The sequence below is a fragment of the Staphylococcus sp. mip270_02 genome (assembly GCF_054031535.1).
Window position 1 is genome coordinate 857614 of sequence record NZ_CM132934.1, and the last position, 18755, is coordinate 876368.

The following is an 18755-nucleotide window of genomic DNA, read 5'->3' on the forward strand; positions in this document are numbered from 1 at the left end:
CATTACTTTAGTATAAAAAGTATACCTAGTCAATGGAATGAACTTATAATGATAATACTTTTTTAATTAGTATATATGTTGTGAAATGGGGTATAACGTTATGACAGAAAATACATAGATAGGACTGTTAAACATGACACACTATTATTTCAAAGAAAACTTTTTTAATGCTTCAAAGTCTACAATAGATATATACGATGATAATGATGAAGTAGCTTTTGAATTACAATTATTTTATACCTCTTTGGGGCAAGAAACGATGGCATTGTTTGGTAACGGTAAACAAAATTTTGAAATCACAGACGGCCATGATACTTTTCGAATTTTACAAGAAAGAACAATTAGTGGTGCGATTAAAACACCATTTAAAACAGTTTGGCAAGTAGAAAAGAATGGTCAGAAAATCGGAATCTTCCGCTCTAAAATGGGATTTAAGCCTTCTATGCAGTTCGAAGGTGATAAAGGAGATATATTAAAATTCCAATCAGGATTTTTTTCAAGAAGTGTTAAAGTATCTGATGGCAATAACGAGTTGATGCAAACTAAATCAGAACGGTTCAAATTAGCTTCGAGACATGATTTGTATATTGAAACTAAAACATATAATCCGGCGATGCTTATTATGATGTTTCAAGTTTTTTATGAATTTCAAGAACAACAAAGAAGAAATTCAAATTAGCTTAAGTGAAATCAAATTTAGTATAAATTATGCACCATCAACTTAAACTAATTAATAGAAGATGGAAACCTGAAGTCTATGTAAAAGCGTTAGATTTTAGGTTTCTATTTTTTAGGGAATTTCAAATAGTAACAGTGTGTAATATATCCATTCTATTTACATATATCTACATGTGGTAAGATATGAGAACATAGAATAAAAACATCATTGGGGGTGACGGGATGAAAGTATTTTGGAAATTGGGATGGTTTTTTAAACAACAGAAACTTAGTTATATCATTGGTTTAGGGACATTATTGCTAATTGCATTAATTGAAATTGTGCCACCACAAATTATAGGGCGTACAATAGATCAAATGACGACAAATCAATTAACATCTAAATTATTAATGGTTTATTTAGTTATATTGGTTGTAGTTGCCATATTAACTTATGTACTTAGATATGTATGGAGGTTATCTATATTTGGAACGAGTCAAAAACTGGGACAAATTTTAAGAACATATCTTTACAAAAAGTATACAGATATGAGTGCTATATTCTTTCAAAATAGACGTACAGGAGATTTAATGGCTCATGCTACAAATGATATCCGTGCCGTACAAAATGCAGCAGGTGCTGGAATCCTTATGATCGCGGATTCATTGATTACAGGGGGAACTGTAATTATAACGATGGCTACAACAGTAAGTTGGAAACTCACATTGATTGCCATGATACCACTACCATTTATGGTGTTATTAACTAGTTTTTATGGAGCTCTTTTAAGTAAAGGGTTTAAAAAAGCTCAAGCTGCATTTAGTAAATTGAATGATAAAACACAAGAAAGTGTTGCAGGGATTAAAGTTACTAAAACTTTTGGCTACGAATCCAGTGATCAAGCCGACTTTAAAGATTTAAGTGATGATGTGGTTGATAAAAACCTAAAAGTATCTAAAATAGACGCATTATTTGATCCGACAATTACATTAGTTATTGGTATGAGTTACTTTTTATCTATTGCGTTTGGAGCACAAATGGTCTTTCATAATGAGATAACCTTAGGACAACTCATCACTTTTACGACGTATCTAGGGATGCTAGTATGGCCGTTATTGGCATTGGGGTTATTTTTTAACATTGTACAAAGAGCAAAAGCTTCTTATGAACGTATAGAGGAAATAGGAAACTTACCTAATGGTATCGATACTCATCATAAAACTGATAAAAGTCCTCAAGGTGATATTCACTTTAATATTGAACATTTTAATTTCCCAGGTAATGATAATCAAGGGGTGTATGATATTCACTTTACAATCAAACAAGGTACCACTGTAGGTATTGTTGGCCGTACAGGCTCAGGTAAGAGTACATTGATAAGGCTATTGTTAAGAGAGTTTGATACTAAACATGTTCAAGATATAACATATGGTTCTTATCCGTTACGTGACTATAAAATTGGATTATTAAGAGGGCAATTTGGTTATGTACCACAAGAACATTTTTTGTTTTCTACTACGATTCGAAATAACATCGCGTTTAGTAATGAGGCTATAGAAGATGATCAAATATATGAAGTAAGTCGATTAAGCCATATCCATGATGATATTATGAATTTTACTAATGGCTACCAAACAGTTGTAGGTGAACGGGGTGTATCATTATCAGGTGGGCAGAAGCAACGAGTTTCTATAGCGAGAGCTTTATTATTGAATCCTGAGGTATTGATTTTAGATGATTCATTATCTGCTGTAGATGCACAAACTGAAGAGGTAATATTAGGGAACTTAGAACATTTGAGAAAGAATAAAACTAATATTATAACAGCGCATCGTATGAGTGCCGTGAAACATGCTGACCTTATTATTGTTATGGATGAAGGGAAAATAGTTGAACGTGGTCATCATGAATCATTAATGCAACAACGAGGATGGTATTATGAAACTTATCAATCACAAGCGTTACAAGCCAAGTTGTCGCGTAACTTAGACAATCTTACGAAAGGGGATGGTGAAAATGACTGAATACGAACACGCTAACTTAACCGCTAAAGACCAAGGAAGTGTGCTGATAAGGTTATTTAAATACACATTACCCTATAAGTGGATTATTATTTTAGCATTCTTAACATTGATTATATCAACTGTCGCCAGCATGATGACGCCCTATATGGTGAAAATATTTATTGATGATTATTTAACGCCACAAGACTTTCCGAGAAGTGCTATGATTTGGCTCATTGCGATTTTCTTAAGTGTGCAAATAATTGGTGCATTAACACTTTATTTTAGCCAATATCTCTTTCAATATTTAGCGTTTAAAGTGATTCAACAATTGAGGATTGATGCTTTTAATAAACTAGGGAAATTAGGAATGAAGTATTTTGATGAAGTACCGAGTGGTAGTATTGTCTCACGACTAACAAATGATACCGAAACAATTGTGGACATGATCGTGGGAGTGTTCTCAACTTTTATTATGGCCTTATTTCTGATGATATCTAGTTATATCATGATGTTTGTATTAGACGTCAAATTAGCTTTAATAGCGCTTGTCTTTTTGCCTATTATTTTTGTTATCTTGTCTACTTATCGTAAGTATTCAGCGTATTTATTTTCAAAATCAAGACAGCGTTTATCTGATTTGAATTCAAAATTAGCAGAGTCAATTGAAGGCATGAAAATTATACAAGCTTTTAATCAAGAAAGACGATTAAACAAAGAGTTCAATCAGATTAATGATGAACATTATCATTATATGTTGAAAACAGTGAAACTAGATAGTTTACTGTTAAGACCGGCTATTAGTTCTATCTCAATCTTTGCTATTGTAATGATTCTTGCTTATTTCGGTATAATTAGTTTTACCACTGGCGTGACAGCAGGTGTAGTTTTTGCATTTATTCAATACATGGAACGCTTTTTTGAACCGATTAATCAAGTTAGCCAAAACTTAAATATTTTACAGCAAGCGCTTGTATCGGCGAGTAGAGTTTTTGCGCTAATCGATGACGATACTTATGAGCCACAGCAAAATGAAATTGAATCAAATCACATAAATTCTGGGAAAATAGAGTTTGAAAATATTAGTTTTAGTTATGATGGCAATACTGATGTACTAAAAAATATTAATTTTACTGCTAATCCTGGAGAAATGATAGCACTTGTTGGTCACACAGGATCTGGTAAAAGTTCAATCATCAATTTATTTATGAGGTTTTATGAATATCAACGAGGAGATATTAAGATAGATGGACATTCCCTCAAGACAATACCTAAATCAGAATTAAAAGAAAAAATTGGTTTAGTATTACAGGATGCATTTATCTTTTATGGAACTATAGCGTCTAATATAAAATTATATCACCCTACAATGACGTATGAACAAGTGAAGGCAGCGGCAAAATTTGTTCATGCTAATCGTTTTATTGAGCAATTACCTGAACAATATCAGCACAAAGTAATTGAAAAGGGTAGTGCTTTTTCAAGTGGTCAAAGGCAGTTAATTGCATTTGCTAGAACAATTGCTACAGACCCTAAAATTTTAATTTTAGATGAAGCAACTGCCAATATTGATTCTGAGACTGAAGAACAGATACAACAATCATTAAATGAAATGCGTAAAGGTCGGACAACATTAGCGATAGCTCATCGATTATCTACAATTCAAGATGCGGACCAGATTTTTGTTTTGAATCGAGGTGAGATAGTCGAATGTGGTACTCATGAACAATTAATTACACAAAAAGGCATATATCATAATATGTATTTACTTCAAAATGGTTAACTCTTTGTTCTAAAGATAGTAGTGTGTTTATAATAGATTTAATTTATATTTAACATAATGAAAAAAGGTGAAACTAAGCCATTTATTTCTACTTAGTTTCACCTTTCATTTGTATACAAATGAAATAAATACATGTCGAACCAAATATTAATCTGTTTGATTGAAATTTTTAACTTTATCCAGCGTAGACATCTTGGTATTCATCATTTTTTTCAATCACGTTTTTAGCAAATGGGCAAGTAGCAACAACTTTTAAGTTATTTTCGCGAGCATAATCAACTACGGATTTTACTAATTGTGAACCGATACCTTGGCCACCTAGTTCTTTAGGGACGCCAGTGTGGTCAATATTGATTTGATTATCTCCTTGAGGTTGGAAAGTGATTTGTGCTTGTGGATTATTTTCGTCGTCACCGATATAAAACTTGTTTGAACCTTGTTTAATTTCAGCCATACTATCTCTCCTATTTATAAGTCATATATATTAAATATCACATTTGAATGAATGTTAAACAAAACGAGTCTTGAATAAAGAAAGAATATTAGTAGATTAAGTAAAAACCATTGAAATATCATGAAAATAAGTTTATAGTTTTAACGGAATAATTTCGATTTGGAGGGGCGTTTTTTGAGAAAAAGTATAATACTCATTATGGCATGTGTAGTTGTTGTGATGTTGAGTGCATGTGACAATATCAATAAAGGCGAAAACAAAGACGTCAGTTCAAAAAATAAACTTAAAATTTATACTACAGCATTTGCGTTTCAAAGTTTTACTGAACAAATAGGCGGTAAATATGTAGATGTAGAATCTATCTATCCGCCAGGAGCCGATATGCATACCTTTGAACCAACACAAAAGGAAATGGTCAATATTGCAAAAGGCGATTTATTTATTTATTCTAACCAAGAAATGGATCCAGTTGCTAAAAAAATTGCAGGTTCTATAAATAATAAAGATTTAAAATTAGCATTAGCAGCTGGTTTTACACATGACGATTTAGTTGTAAGTCATGAACATGAGCACGAGCATGAAGGGCATGCACATGATCACGAAGAGGTAGGTCATGACCATGAAGAAGGCAGTGAAGACCCTCATGTTTGGCTAGACCCAGTACTTAATAAAAAAATGGTGAAATCAATCAAGGATGATTTAATAAAAAAAGATCCTCAACATAAAGTTTATTACGAGAACAATTATAACCAAGTCGTTAACGATTTAGATAATATCAACCAAAGATTAAATGAAATTACAGAGCATCCAAAGCGTGACACTGTAGTGATTTCTCATGATTCTATTGGTTATTTAGCCAATCGTTATGGGTTTAAACAAGAAGGTGTCAGTGGTATGAATAATGAAGAACCAAGTCAAAGAGACTTGATGAATATTGTTAACAATATCAAACAAACTAAACAACCTTATGTACTTTATGAACAAAATATTTCATCTAAAGTTACTGATGTAATACAGAAAGAGTCTAATTCAACGCCTTTAAGTTTTCATAATATGGCAACACTTTCTAAAGAAGAAAGTAAAGAGAGCAATATTACTTATCAATCCTTAATGAAACGAAATATAAAATCGCTAGATAAAGCATTAAATGAATAAGATTAACAAAACCCTGAGACAAATAACATCTCAGGGTTTTTAACTACTATTTGACTAAAAAGATAATTATTTTAAAATTTTCTATGTCATATTTTTAGTCATATCTTATATAGGATACAGTAGTGTTGTAATATTCTTCTAAACCGTGTACACCATCGGCACCACCAATACCAGATTCTCTCCAACCTGCATGGAATCCATTCACTACTTCTTCGGCTTCACAGTTTGCATAGACTTCACCAAATTTAAGTTTTTCAGTAGCTAACATAATTTCTTTTAAATTTTCAGAGAAGATAAAGGATGATAAACCAGCATTTGTATCATTGGCTTGTGTAATTGCAATATCAAAATCTTGATAAGTTACAATAGGTAGAACAGGACCGAAAATTTCATTTTTAAAGGCTTCATCTTCAACGTTTACGTTATCTAAAATAGTAGGTTCATAGAAGAAACCAGAACGTTCTATCTTATGTCCTCCTGTAATTAAAGTAGCGCCATTTTTTATGGCATTTTGGACTTTTCCATCAATACTATCAAGTTGTTGTTGGTTAATAATCGCACCGTAATCAGTTTGTTCATCAAATGGATCGCCTACTGTTAATTGTTCCATTTTAGTTTTTAATTTATTTACAAAATCCTCGTGAACATCTTCGTGTACAAAAATACGTTCAGGGCATGTGCATACTTGTCCAGCGTTATTGATTCTGGCAGTAACGATGTAATCAACAGCTTTGTCTAAATTGGCATTAGGAGTTACTAGCACTGGAGCATTACCCCCAAGTTCTAAATTTACTTTTTTAACTGTATTGGCGCTTTCAGCATACACTGATTTACCAGCTCTCATGCTACCTGTAAGTGAAATAAGTTGGATATCAGGGTGTTGTGCTAATTGAGTACCAACCGTTTCTCCCGTACCAGGAAGTATTTGGACAAGCCCTGCTGGTATTGTTGAATCACGAATAAGTTCTGCAATTTTCAGTGTTATTAATGATGTTGCTTCACTCGGTTTAATTACTACAGAACAACCTGTAATTATTGCGGGGATGACCTTTCTCATTAATACCATAATGGGTGCGTTCCATGGAACGATTCCTGCAGTAACACCAATCGGCTTTTTAGTTAGTAAAATGGTCTCGTTTTCTCTAGTGTTTTGTAACACTTCACCTTTATTGTTCATACTTAAACTTGTCATATAATTAATAAAGTGGATTGCTTTATCTATTTCACCTTTTGCAGATGCTAGTGTTTTACCTTGTTCTTTAACATATAATGTTGCAAGTTCATCTTTATTTTTTTCGAGTAGGGGTATTAATAACTTAACGTGATCTGAGCGAGTAGGTTCTGGTGTTTGCTCCCATTCTAGTTGAGCTTGTTTTGATTTAGCAATTGCATCGTTAACCTCGTACTCAGTTGCAAATGTTATCGTATCTATTTTTTCTCCAGTTGCAGGATTGATAACGTCCATAGTGTCTGTTGATTTACTTTCGATAAATTCATTGTTTATAAATAATTGGTTCAATGTTTGACACCTCCACACTCTTTGCATACCACTGATAATACTTCTGAAAACAACATACTTCATTTTTCTAATAATAAGTTGTTGTAGTTAACCATAAAATTAGAACCAGAACAGCTTACTAGAAGTTGTTCAGAATGCATTAGTATAATTTTTATACTTAATTGTTGACTAGTTAAAGAAGAAGAGTTATAATTTATCTCGAATTCGAAATAAAATTTAGGGAGCTGGTGAATCCTATGGATCGTACGAAAGAATCTTTAAATTCGTTTGTTGGTTTAAATAGAACGTTAGATCATTTAATGAAGATTGTTAGAAAGGATGTCCAAAGGCATGGCTTAAACGTAACTGAATTTGCAGTTATGGAATTACTTTATAACAAAGGCGACCAACCGATACAGCGTATTGGTAATAGAGTACTTATTGCGAGCAGTAGTATTACCTATGTCGTGGATAAACTTGAAGAAAAGGGATGCGTCAGTAGACAACGGGATGAACAGGATAAACGTGTGACGAACGCGTCGTTAACTGAAAAAGGCTATGCAATGATGGATGAAATTTTTCCTGATCATGCTTCAACATTAGAATCAACATTTTCAGTGTTAACTAATGACGAAATAACTGTATTGCAACATGCTTTAAAAAAACTAAGTGCTCAACCTATAGAATAGTAGTAGCACTTAAAATTTTAAATTAAATTACTTCGAAATCGAGATAAAATTATAAAGAGGAGTTTTATTATGACAAATAATCAATTATTAGGAATCCATCACGTAACAGCTATGACTGATGACGCTGAAAGAAACTATAAATTTTTCACTGAAGTCTTAGGTATGAGACTTGTTAAGAAAACAGTTAACCAAGACGACATATACACTTATCACACATTTTTTGCGGATGATCAAGGTTCTCCAGGTACAGATATGACATTCTTTGATTTTCCTAATGTACCTAAAGGCGCACCTGGTACAAACTCAATTACACGTCCATCATTCAGAGTACCTAATGATGCGGCTCTTGAATACTATGAACAACGTTTTAATAATTTCGGAGTGCAACATGAAGGTATACAAGAGTTATTTGGCACAAAAGTATTACCATTTGAAGAAGAAGATGGACAAAGTTATCAACTTGTATCTGATGAGGATAATGAAGGTGTTGCACCTGGTAAACCATGGAAAAATGGTCCAGTACCAAGTGATAAAGCTATTTATGGTTTAGGTCCGATTGAAATTACTGTAAGTTATTTTGATGATTTCAAGAAAGTTTTAGAAGAAATTTATGGTATGAAAGCAATTATTGTAGAAGAAGATGTAGCAATTTTAGAAGTTGGTGAAGGTGGTAATGGCGGCCAAGTTATTTTAAGAAAAGATACTGAAGGCCCTGAAGCGAGACAAGGTTATGGTGAAGTACACCACGTATCATTTAGATTGAAAGATCATGAAGCAATTGAACAGTGGTTAGAGAAATATAAAGCAGTGGGCATAGGAAATTCAGGTTTAGTCGATAGATTTTACTTCGAGGCACTATATGCACGCATTGGCCATATTTTAATTGAAGTATCAACAGATGGCCCTGGATTTATGGATGATGAGCCTTATGAAACATTAGGTGAAAGTTTAGCGCTACCGCCATTTTTAGAATCACAACGTGGGTATATTGAATCAGAAATACGTCCATTTGACACTAGAAGATAACTAGCGCAGGCGGCCATAATTAATAACAACAAAGCCATAGTGAAATGTAATAATTAAACAATTAGAAAGTTAGGAGGAAACGATATGAAAGCAATTCAACATATCCATCATATTTCAGCAATTGTAGGTAATCCTGAAGAAAATATAAAATTTTATAGAGATATATTAAACTTGAAACTAATCAAGAAAACAGTAAATTATGATGATCCTTCAACTTACCATTTATATTTTGCGAATGATTCAGTAGATAATGGCACAATCATTACTTTCTTCAACTGGCCAAATACTCATAAAGGACATATTGGAAATGGGCAAGTAGAACGTATTGCTTTCAGAGTGCCAAAAGGATCTTTAGAGGTGTGGGCACAACATTTAGAAATGAATCAAATAAAAACAATGACTACACAATTATTTGAATATAAAACGTTAGAGTTCAAAGATATACATGGTTTACCGCTAGCATTAGTAGAAGATGACAAAGTGCAAAGAGATCAACAAGCCATTATTGGTTTTCATGGTGTCACACTATTATCTTCAAATCCACAAGAGACAGTAAAAACTTTAACAACTGATATGGGTCTGGTTAAAACGAACGAAGATGAAGATTATATTCACGTTGAAACACAAGGTGAGTGGCGTCATCACATTATAATAAAAAAACAAATTGCTGACACAAACGTTCGTTGGGGAGTTGGCGTTGTGCATCACATTGCATGGTCAGTTTCCACAAACCAAGCACATCTTGATTGGCAAGCATATATGAGTAATAGAGGCTATCACGTAACAGAAGTTAAAGACCGTAGCTATTTTAATGCAATTTACATGAAAGAACACGGTGGTATTATCTTTGAATTTGCAACAGAAGGCCCTGGGTTTACGATAGACGAACCTTTTGAGCAGTTAGGTCAAAAGTTAGTATTACCGTCACAGTATGAAGATAGAAGAGAAGAGTTATTACGTTTATTACCACAGATACGCGTTTAACATTAATGATGAAAAAGGAGATGAAAATTTATGGAACATATTTTTAGAGAAGGTGAAGCAAACGCACCAACGTTTATTTTATTACACGGTACTGGCGGGGACGAAAATGATTTATTACCTTTAGCTCAAGCACTTAATCCTAAATACAGTGTTCTCAGTATCAGAGGTGAAATTTCTGAGAATGGAATGAATCGTTTCTTCAAAAGACTTGGGGAAGGAAAATACGATTTAGAAGATTTAGAATATCGTACGAATAGATTAATCTCATTTTTAAAAGAAGCGGCAGAACGTTATAATTTTGACTTGTCAAAAGCAATACCTGTTGGTTTTTCAAACGGCTCAAACATTGCAATCAGCATGATTTTACATCCGGATACATTTTTTGAAAAAGCTTTATTATATGCGCCTTTATACCCAGTAGATCTTGTTGATAACAAAGATCTAAGTAACATGAATGTATTGCTTTCAATGGGACAACATGATCCAATTGTTCCTTTCGAAGCTAGTGAAAATGTAATCAATATCTTCGAAAGTCGTGGTGCTCAAGTAGAGCAAGTTTGGGTCAATAGTCATGAATTAACACAAGCAGGCGTAGCAGCAGGACAAACATTATTAGATTAATAAAAATAATAAGCCATCGATATCACACATTAATGAAGTATGATGTTCGATGGTTTATTTTGTATGAGTTCAATTTGAGTAAGTAGTTATAAAATCATTTATAATGTTTGTTGAATACCTAATAGAATAAAAAAGGTGGAATTAATATATGGGGAATAACCAAGCACTTATTGTCATGGATATGCAAAATGGAATAGTGAGTGGATTAAAACAGAAAGATAGCGTTATACATTTTAATAAACAAGCTATCAATTTTGCTCGTCAGCAAAATATACCAGTTATTTTTATTCGTGTTGCATTTACAGGCGACTTTTTAGAGGTATCACCTAATAATAAAATGTTTGCACAAATGAAAGCTAACGGCATACGGATGAATAAAGTAGATGAAGAGACACAAATTCTTGACACATTAGGACGCCAAGCACATGAACCACTCGTTACGAAACATAGGTTGAGTGCATTTACAGGCAGTAATTTAGAGGTATTATTGCGTGGGTTACAAGTAGAACATCTTATCTTAACCGGTGTAAGTACTAGTGGTGTTATACTATCTACGGCCACTGAAGCGGCAGATAAGGATTATAAACTGACTATATTATCAGATGCTATAACCGACCAAGATGAAGAAAAACATCAATTTTTACTTAATAAAATTTTAACAAGATATGCTGATATAATGACTACAGATTTATGGACGAGTAAATAAATTAATTAAAAATCCCCAAGCTATGTTTAATGTGTTTAACATGGCTTGGGGTTATATATTACATAAGGCCGATGAGCTTCATCCACAATGATCCAACGCCTAACCATACTATAAAATAGAAGAAGGCAAGTATTGCATTCATAGTCCACCAACGATTTTGTGAAACATATCCAGCTGAATATAGGATAGGAGCTGGACCGCTACTATAGTGTGTTGTAGAAGCCATTAAATTCCCGAAGAAACCTAACATCAATGCACTATATAATGGTGGTGCCCCCGTAGCGATAGCTACACCGAGTAAAGCCGAGTACATTGCACTAACATGCGCTGTTGAACTCGCAAATAAATAATGTGAATAGAAATAAAATAGTATCAAAATAATTAAAACGATTGGCCAACTTAAGCCACCTAAACTACCTGATATCGAGTCACTTAACCAAGGAATAAAGCCGAGTTCATTGAGTTGATTTGCCATCATCACTAGGATTGAAAACCAAACTAATGTATTCCATGCACCAGTCTCTTTAAGAATATCATTCCAAGTAAGCACACCTGTAATGAGTAATAGTGATAATGCGATAAAGGCAGTTAAAGTAGCATTAATATTTAACGTGCTACCTAGAACCCAAAGGCCAAGTGCAATAATAAAAATTGCAATCATGAATTTTTCACTTTTAGCCATGATTCCCATATCAGTGAGTTCATTTTGTGCCCATGACTTGGCATTTGGTGTTTCTTTAATTTCTGGTGGATACATTTTGTAAATTATAAGTGGTACTAGTATTAACGAAATAATACCTGGGACTAACGCTGCTAAGAACCAGTGCATCCAAGTGATGTCGACACCTTGATGTTTTGCAAGTGATTGTGCAAGTGGGTTACCAGCCATAGCAGTTAAAAACATAGCTGCAGTAATTAAGTTACCATGAAATTCTGTAAAGATAAGAAAAGCACCCATTTTACGTTGCGTACCGTCTTCTGGTTTTGAACCGAATGAACGGGATAGTGCATTGATAATAGGAAACATAATACCACCTGCTCTAGCAGTATTACTTGGCGTGGCAGGTGCAAGAATTAAATCTACCCCGATAAGTGAATACCCTAAACCAAGCGTTTTTTTACCGAACAATTTAACGAATTGCAATGCGATACGTCGTCCCAAACCAGTTTTCACAAAGCCTCTAGAAATGAAAAAGGCCATTGCAATTAACCAAATACTACTATTACCAAACCCAGCTACAGCAGTATCGATTTTAACCGTGTTAGTTAACACAGTTAATGTGAAACCTATCATAGCAATTGCACCTATCGGTAGCGGTTGTGTAATACAACCAATGATTGTTGCTACAAATATAGCAAACATGTGCCAAGCAGCAGGATCTAAAGCATCTGGTCTAAGTGGTGTGAATAGCCAGATAATGATACCTGCAACGATAGGAAAAATAAACTTTTTGTAGTTAATGCCTTCGTGCATTAGAATCATCTTCCTTTACGTATGATTGTGATAAAAAAATAGTAGTTGAGAAATAAAAAATACAATTTATAGTGCCCATATATTTTCCTATCCTATTAATTTATTATAAATTTGTCATAATAATTATAATTATGACAATACATATTGTAAAGTTGGTGTTTAAATAGAGGAATCTTTTTGAAAAATAGTAATAAGGTTTTAGAGCACGGTCTTAAGCACAAAGTCACTATGCAAAATTAAATGTGTCTATTTTCGTAATATTCCTTTTGCCAAGATTGGTATTAATAGAATGAAACCAAATACGCCCATAACTGGAAACACTTTACCTATCAATTCTATAAAACCAATAAATGTTGTGGCAAATGTCACGATTGTCATTATAATGATAAGTCGATAATAGGCTTTAGTATAAGGAGTAGTGAATCTAGATGCGAAAGCGTACATAAGTCCAACGACGGTATTGTAAATAACCAACACCATTACAACCGACATAAAAATTCCAATAATTGGAGAAATCTGTTTTGCCAACAATAATGAAGGTAACGCAACGCCAGTAATTTGTGTGAATTCAGTAATCATACCTAAGTTGAGCATCAAGAGTAAAAATGTAATAGTAATACCACCTAATACTCCTCCCCAAACTGTTGATTTCTCAAATTTTAAACGGCCTCCCATAACTGATAAAAAGCTAAAAGCAGCGGCAATTTGTAGACTACCGTAGTTAATTGCATCAAACCACCACCATTGATCTGAGCGTCCATCACTATTTGCGTAATGATGTGCAGCATTGAAGTTTAACTGACCTGTAGAAAAGTAATAAACAGCAATGATTGTAACAATTATTACTAAAAATGGTGTAACCATACCTAAAACGGTAATAAGACGATCAAATTTTAAGAATAGTGTTAGTAGGATAACGATAACTAAAATTAACGAACTAAATACATAAGGCATTCCTGTACTTTCATGAATTGTTGATGCGCCACCAGCGGTCATTATCATAGCTAGTGCAAATAAGAATAAAGTCAAAATAATATCAAATACTGTTGCGATAGGACGCGGTAAATAGTGTTTAATTGGTTCAGTATGATTATGAGAACGTAAGCGATAACCAGTATGTAGTACAAAGACACCGCCAATGGTAATGATAAATCCTGTAATCAACACACCATAAACGCTAAATTTTCCATTGCTTGTAAAAAACTGAAAAATTTCTTGTCCAGTTGCAAATCCAGCACCCACAACAACACCAACAAATGCAAAAGCTACAATAATAATTTCCTTCAAGTTTGTCATAGAAGTTGAAATCCTTTCATTGTTTTAGATTATCAAATTTTGTAGAAAAGTATCACAATGAATCATTTTATATGAAAGTAAAGTAAAATTAAACACTAAAGTTTATATAGTGAATACAATTGTGTATATAGAGTGAACTTTTGAGAGGGAGAAAAAGCCATAAATAAAAGAAAAACATTTTTAGTGCGTTAATATAAAATTTTTGATAATATGTTTTCTTATTGCTTTATTTTATGCTTTAATTTAGTAGCTAATTTACATAAAAATACCGGGTAATAAATATAAAAAATCGGGAGAGTGTGAGTCATGTGTCATTATTAAATTTACCGTTAACATTACTCATTGTTATATTTTTGGCATTGGGTATTTTTAGTCAATGGTTTGCGAATAGAATTAAATGGCCGTCTATCGTAGTTATGGCCATAGTTGGATTGCTTGTAGGGCCAGTATTTGGCTTGATCAATCCACAAGAAAGTTTGGGTGAAGAAGTATTCAGTCCCTTAGTTTCATTAGCAGTGGCAATTATCCTATTTGAGGGAAGTAGTAATTTAGATTTCCGTGAAATTAAAGGGATTTCTAAAGCTGTTATACGTATTATCACGATAGGTGCAATCATTGCTTGGATACTTGGTGCAATCACGCTACATTATATTATTGGCTTTTCACTATCTATTTCGTTAGTGTTAGGTGGTTTATTTTTAATCACAGGGCCTACTGTCATTCAACCATTATTAAAACAGGCGAAAGTTAAAAAGCGTGTTGATTCAATACTAAGATGGGAAAGCATCATTCTTGACCCTATCGGACCAATGCTTGCTTTAGGTGCATTTTATATTTTTCAAATTATAGAACAAGGATTTGATTTACAGTTAATAGCTAGATTTATTATAAGTTTATTCATTGCAATTGCTATAGGGTTTGGTGCATCGTACTTATTTATGTGGTTAATTAAAAAAGATCTTATTCCACAAAATTTGATGCCGCCGATACAATTAATCTTTATCTTATTAATTTTTTCTATATGTGATGAGATTTTACCGGAATCAGGCCTATTAGCAGTTACAATATTTGGTCTAATGATGGCGCGTATGAAGAGACACGATTTAATCTTTAAAGAATCTGATCATTTTATTGAAAATACATCATCGATAATGATTTCTACTGTATTTATATTAATCACTTCTTCATTAACTTTAGAAGTGTTAAAAAGCGTTATGTCTTGGAAACTATTTATTTTTTGTGCAATTATGATCGTCTTAGTAAGACCAATTTCTATCCTATTGTCTACAGTAAACACTGAAATATCAAAACGTGAGAGAGCGATGGTATCAATGATGGCACCTAGAGGTATAGTTGTATTAACGGTAGCGCAATTTTTCGGTGGTTTATTCATTGAAAAAGGGACACCGATGGCAGAATATATAACGCCAGTTACTTTTGGCTTAGTATTCATTACCGTTGTCATATATGGCTTTAGCTTTTTACCATTAAGTAAGATTATGCGAATTTCTAGTACTGAACCTCCTGGCATTATTATAGTAGGGGAAAGTGAATTTTCTTTTCATCTTGGAGCAAAATTAAGAAGCCATAACATACCGGTTATGACATTTAATTTATTTAGTAATACAACACAACGTTCAAAAGAATTAGGTTTTGAAGTTTTTGATGGAAACTTATTATCAAGCAATGATCGAATATATGCAGATATGACACGATATAATAAATGTATATTGATGACACAATCCTTTATATTTAATAGCTTAGCTTTTAATGAGTTAGTTCCAGAATTTGGTTTGAAGCATGTAGATATGATGCCAGTATCGTTTAGCGATGAACATGATCGTAGTAACGTAGATGGTCCGATTAGAAATCATATTCTTTTTGATTGGAATTTCACGTCCCGTTGGTTTAATCGTTTCATAAGTGAACACAATATTTTAGAAATACCAGCAAAAAAACAAAATCAATTAACTAAAAATGATATGGTACTCTATCATATAGATAATAATAGTGTAGTAACATTTAAGCGTAGCAATCAGTTTATCTCTGACGATGAGGAAGGCGTAATAGGTTATTTAAAAGACGCTTACTTACATCAAAATATATAAGAAGTTAAAAAGAGTGAGAATGTGTTTTCAGCCTATACTATCGACAAAGGATTCATCTTTGTCGATAATTTTTTGTTTTCATAGATACTTCTTATATTCATAGAAAGGGAGTGGACAGAAATCAAATTTTCTAATATAGATTTCGTAATCCCATCCCGGCAAGGGCTACTAGGATTGAAAAAAGCTTGATATAAGCGTATTTCTAATTCAGTCACCTACTGCCAAATTGAAAACGAGCCTGAGACATCTGTTTATGTCTCAGGCTCTGTTTTATATATTCTTTTTTATGAGTATATTTAGTTTACAAAACGATCATGCATTAATTCTTTTAAGATATCAATCTGCGCTTGAATTTCATGACCAGTATTTGTATCACGAATTTTTTTACGTTGTAATTCTTTATCTACGACACGGCGAATTGAGAGTTCATCAGCGCCGTTAAGTAATACGTGCTTTTTAGAGTTAAAGTGTTGATGGGCCACGAGCTGCATACCAAATGAATTATAAAGCAGAGTATATCCTGCAATACCTGTCGTTGATTGATAAGCTTTTGAGAATCCGCCATCAATGACAATCATCTTACCATCAGCTTTTATGGGGTCTTCCCCATCAATTTCTTTCACTGGTGTATGACCATTGATAATATGACCTTGTTCGGGATCTAAACCGAAATCTTTTAGCATTTTTTTACACATATCTACATCTTCACGTAAATAATAATAAGGATTTTTAGTTTCTTTATGAGCTGTTTTATCTTTGATGAAATAGCGTTCAAATGTAGTCATTGCACGTTTGCCAAATAGTGAAGAATATTTACCGGTCCATAAATACCAAACTAAATCTGTAGCTAAATCATCTTGGATATCTTTATGGTCAAAAGCTATTCGTACATATTCTTCGAAATGGTCTAATAAATCTCTGCCATAACATTTCACTCCATCAATAACCATTGATTCCATTTCACCTTGTTCATCGACGGGAATACAACCATGGATAAGTAAGTTTCCGTTGTAAGGTAAGTAAAGTTTTCCTTTTTGCATAAGGAAAGTCATGTGACGTTTTAGTTTTTCGGATTGTTGAACTGATAACAATAATTTATCGATTACATCTGCTTCTTCATCAGTTAATTTATTGGGGTCATTAGGATCAACTGTTTGAAAACAAGTGTGTTCTAATGGGTATGTTTTTCCGTAAAGTGTTGCTTCATTTTTTTCATAGTTAATTTTTTCTAATACTAAACGTTCTTCCATTTCAAATGTAGGGCGACGTTTGATAATTGGTGCTTCTAATTTAAATTGAATAATAGCTATGGCTTGATGGAGTTTAGTGATTTGTTCTAACTCTAGCTCAGATAAACCTTCAGCATTTTTAGGACGGAAAGCTGGATTTGAACCATCATAATATTTGTCGGCAAGTGTTAATAACGGTCGTAAATTGATGCCATATGCATCTTCAATAATATCCAGATTGTCGTAACGTGCACAAATTCTAAGTAAGTTTGCAAGACAAACCTTAGACCCAGCATATGCTCCAATCCATAGTACGTCATGATTACCCCATTGAATATCTACAGAAGGATAATCTATGAGTGTTTCCATAATTTTATCTGGTTCAGGTCCACGATCATAGATATCTCCTACAACATGTAAGTGATTCACCACTAGATGTTGTACTGTAAAAGATAGCCCAATAATTAAATCATCTGATTGTTCTAATTCTATAATTTGTTTGATTAACGTTTCATAGTATGAGTGTTTATTATTATATTTATTACTTTTATATAATAATTCTTCCACAATAAAAACATAATTTTCAGGTAAAGATTTACGTAGTTTTGTACGTGTATATTTTGATGATGCATAAGTAATTAGTTTAATTAGACGGTTAATGGTAGTTATATACCATTCATTTAATTCTGATTTTGAACTAAAACTATTTTTTATGAGTTGTAATTTTTCTTCAGGATAATAGACCAAAGCAGAAAACTCATTAATTTCTTTACGCGTTAGCGTATCTTGGAAAATGTCATTTATCTTTGAACGAACATTCCCTGAACCATTTCGTAAAACATGTTGAAAGGCATGGAATTCGCCGTGTAAATCACTAACAAAGTGCTCTGTTCCTTTTGGAAGTTCCAAAATAGATTCTAAATTGATGATTTCAGTTGCGAGCGCTTCTTTAGTATCAAATTGTTCAGAAAGTAAATCTAAAAATCTTTCTTTTACACTCTTGTCTGTTGAATTATGCATTATTTATGTCACTCCAGTTGAATAAATTTCTAAAGTATAAAATACAAATTA

General features: G+C 33.0%; 15 protein-coding genes. 10 read left to right on the forward strand and 5 right to left on the reverse strand.

Annotated elements, in window-relative coordinates:
* Positions 1–133 precede the first annotated feature (133 nt).
* The 3 genes from ACW5YJ_RS03755 (at position 134) to ACW5YJ_RS03765 (ending at position 4444) form a co-directional block, all read left to right on the forward strand.
* The gene (locus tag ACW5YJ_RS03755) at positions 134–679 is read left to right on the forward strand and encodes a tubby C-terminal domain-like protein (protein WP_017723099.1); all 546 of its coding nucleotides are present in this window, start codon (positions 134–136) and stop codon (positions 677–679) included.
* 221 nt (positions 680–900) lie between these two features.
* Positions 901–2682: an ABC transporter ATP-binding protein gene (locus ACW5YJ_RS03760; RefSeq protein WP_457338508.1), complete on the forward strand. Its 1782-nt coding sequence runs from the start codon at positions 901–903 to the stop codon at positions 2680–2682.
* Positions 2675–4444 (forward strand): ABC transporter ATP-binding protein, encoded by a 1770-nt coding sequence (locus tag ACW5YJ_RS03765; protein ID WP_017723101.1) that lies wholly within the window; start codon positions 2675–2677, stop codon positions 4442–4444. Before ACW5YJ_RS03760 ends, ACW5YJ_RS03765 begins: the two co-directional genes overlap by 8 nt.
* Positions 4445–4619: 175 nt before the next feature.
* Here ACW5YJ_RS03765 and ACW5YJ_RS03770 read toward each other — a convergent pair whose 3' ends face one another.
* On the reverse strand, positions 4620–4898 hold the full coding sequence (locus tag ACW5YJ_RS03770; protein WP_017723102.1) for a GNAT family N-acetyltransferase: 279 nt from the start codon (positions 4896–4898) through the stop codon (positions 4620–4622).
* 174 nt (positions 4899–5072) lie between these two features.
* On the opposite strand from ACW5YJ_RS03770, the gene ACW5YJ_RS03775 reads away from it, so the two are divergent.
* Complete coding sequence (locus tag ACW5YJ_RS03775) at positions 5073–6053, forward strand: metal ABC transporter solute-binding protein, Zn/Mn family (RefSeq protein WP_017723103.1); 981 nt, start codon at positions 5073–5075, stop codon at positions 6051–6053.
* Positions 6054–6147: 94 nt separating this feature from the next.
* Here ACW5YJ_RS03775 and aldA read toward each other — a convergent pair whose 3' ends face one another.
* Positions 6148–7599: an aldehyde dehydrogenase gene (gene aldA, locus ACW5YJ_RS03780; protein ID WP_039835162.1), complete on the reverse strand. Its 1452-nt coding sequence runs from the start codon at positions 7597–7599 to the stop codon at positions 6148–6150.
* A 209-nt stretch (positions 7600–7808) separates the two neighbouring features.
* Between aldA and ACW5YJ_RS03785 the strand changes: the two genes are divergently transcribed.
* The 5 genes from ACW5YJ_RS03785 (at position 7809) to ACW5YJ_RS03805 (ending at position 11577) form a co-directional block, all read left to right on the forward strand.
* The gene (locus ACW5YJ_RS03785) at positions 7809–8240 is read left to right on the forward strand and encodes a MarR family winged helix-turn-helix transcriptional regulator (RefSeq protein WP_017723105.1); all 432 of its coding nucleotides are present in this window, start codon (positions 7809–7811) and stop codon (positions 8238–8240) included.
* Positions 8241–8309: 69 nt separating this feature from the next.
* The gene (mhqE, locus tag ACW5YJ_RS03790) at positions 8310–9266 is read left to right on the forward strand and encodes a ring-cleaving dioxygenase MhqE (protein ID WP_017723106.1); all 957 of its coding nucleotides are present in this window, start codon (positions 8310–8312) and stop codon (positions 9264–9266) included.
* Positions 9267–9350: 84 nt separating this feature from the next.
* The gene (locus ACW5YJ_RS03795; RefSeq protein WP_135091926.1) at positions 9351–10250 is read left to right on the forward strand and encodes a VOC family protein; all 900 of its coding nucleotides are present in this window, start codon (positions 9351–9353) and stop codon (positions 10248–10250) included.
* 30 nt (positions 10251–10280) lie between these two features.
* Positions 10281–10871 (forward strand): methylhydroquinone degradation carboxylesterase MhqD, encoded by a 591-nt coding sequence (mhqD, locus tag ACW5YJ_RS03800; RefSeq protein ID WP_457338509.1) that lies wholly within the window; start codon positions 10281–10283, stop codon positions 10869–10871.
* Between the two features lie 148 nt (positions 10872–11019).
* Positions 11020–11577, forward strand: coding sequence for a cysteine hydrolase family protein (locus tag ACW5YJ_RS03805; RefSeq protein WP_107551427.1), 558 nt, complete (start codon positions 11020–11022; stop codon positions 11575–11577).
* Between the two features lie 58 nt (positions 11578–11635).
* Here ACW5YJ_RS03805 and ACW5YJ_RS03810 read toward each other — a convergent pair whose 3' ends face one another.
* Complete coding sequence (locus ACW5YJ_RS03810) at positions 11636–13051, reverse strand: anion permease (RefSeq protein WP_017723110.1); 1416 nt, start codon at positions 13049–13051, stop codon at positions 11636–11638.
* 246 nt (positions 13052–13297) lie between these two features.
* Positions 13298–14347 (reverse strand): YkvI family membrane protein, encoded by a 1050-nt coding sequence (locus tag ACW5YJ_RS03815; RefSeq protein ID WP_017723111.1) that lies wholly within the window; start codon positions 14345–14347, stop codon positions 13298–13300.
* Between the two features lie 308 nt (positions 14348–14655).
* Between ACW5YJ_RS03815 and ACW5YJ_RS03820 the strand changes: the two genes are divergently transcribed.
* Positions 14656–16455: a cation:proton antiporter gene (locus tag ACW5YJ_RS03820; RefSeq protein WP_017723112.1), complete on the forward strand. Its 1800-nt coding sequence runs from the start codon at positions 14656–14658 to the stop codon at positions 16453–16455.
* Between the two features lie 296 nt (positions 16456–16751).
* Here the strand turns inward: ACW5YJ_RS03820 and ACW5YJ_RS03825 are convergent, their stop codons facing one another.
* Positions 16752–18704: a fructose-1,6-bisphosphatase gene (locus ACW5YJ_RS03825; RefSeq protein ID WP_107551424.1), complete on the reverse strand. Its 1953-nt coding sequence runs from the start codon at positions 18702–18704 to the stop codon at positions 16752–16754.
* Positions 18705–18755: the final 51 nt, after the last annotated feature.

Coding starts and splice junctions, on each gene's coding strand:
- ACW5YJ_RS03755 (WP_017723099.1), top strand. CDS start 134: ATGACACACTATTATTTCAAAGAAAACTTTTTTAATGCTTCAAAGTCT.
- ACW5YJ_RS03760 (WP_457338508.1), top strand. CDS start 901: ATGAAAGTATTTTGGAAATTGGGATGGTTTTTTAAACAACAGAAACTT.
- ACW5YJ_RS03765 (WP_017723101.1), top strand. CDS start 2,675: ATGACTGAATACGAACACGCTAACTTAACCGCTAAAGACCAAGGAAGT.
- ACW5YJ_RS03770 (WP_017723102.1), bottom strand. CDS start 4,898: ATGGCTGAAATTAAACAAGGTTCAAACAAGTTTTATATCGGTGACGAC.
- aldA (WP_039835162.1), bottom strand. CDS start 7,599: ATGCAAAGAGTGTGGAGGTGTCAAACATTGAACCAATTATTTATAAAC.
- ACW5YJ_RS03785 (WP_017723105.1), top strand. CDS start 7,809: ATGGATCGTACGAAAGAATCTTTAAATTCGTTTGTTGGTTTAAATAGA.
- mhqE (WP_017723106.1), top strand. CDS start 8,310: ATGACAAATAATCAATTATTAGGAATCCATCACGTAACAGCTATGACT.
- ACW5YJ_RS03795 (WP_135091926.1), top strand. CDS start 9,351: ATGAAAGCAATTCAACATATCCATCATATTTCAGCAATTGTAGGTAAT.
- mhqD (WP_457338509.1), top strand. CDS start 10,281: ATGGAACATATTTTTAGAGAAGGTGAAGCAAACGCACCAACGTTTATT.
- ACW5YJ_RS03805 (WP_107551427.1), top strand. CDS start 11,020: ATGGGGAATAACCAAGCACTTATTGTCATGGATATGCAAAATGGAATA.
- ACW5YJ_RS03810 (WP_017723110.1), bottom strand. CDS start 13,051: ATGCACGAAGGCATTAACTACAAAAAGTTTATTTTTCCTATCGTTGCA.
- ACW5YJ_RS03815 (WP_017723111.1), bottom strand. CDS start 14,347: ATGACAAACTTGAAGGAAATTATTATTGTAGCTTTTGCATTTGTTGGT.
- ACW5YJ_RS03825 (WP_107551424.1), bottom strand. CDS start 18,704: ATGCATAATTCAACAGACAAGAGTGTAAAAGAAAGATTTTTAGATTTA.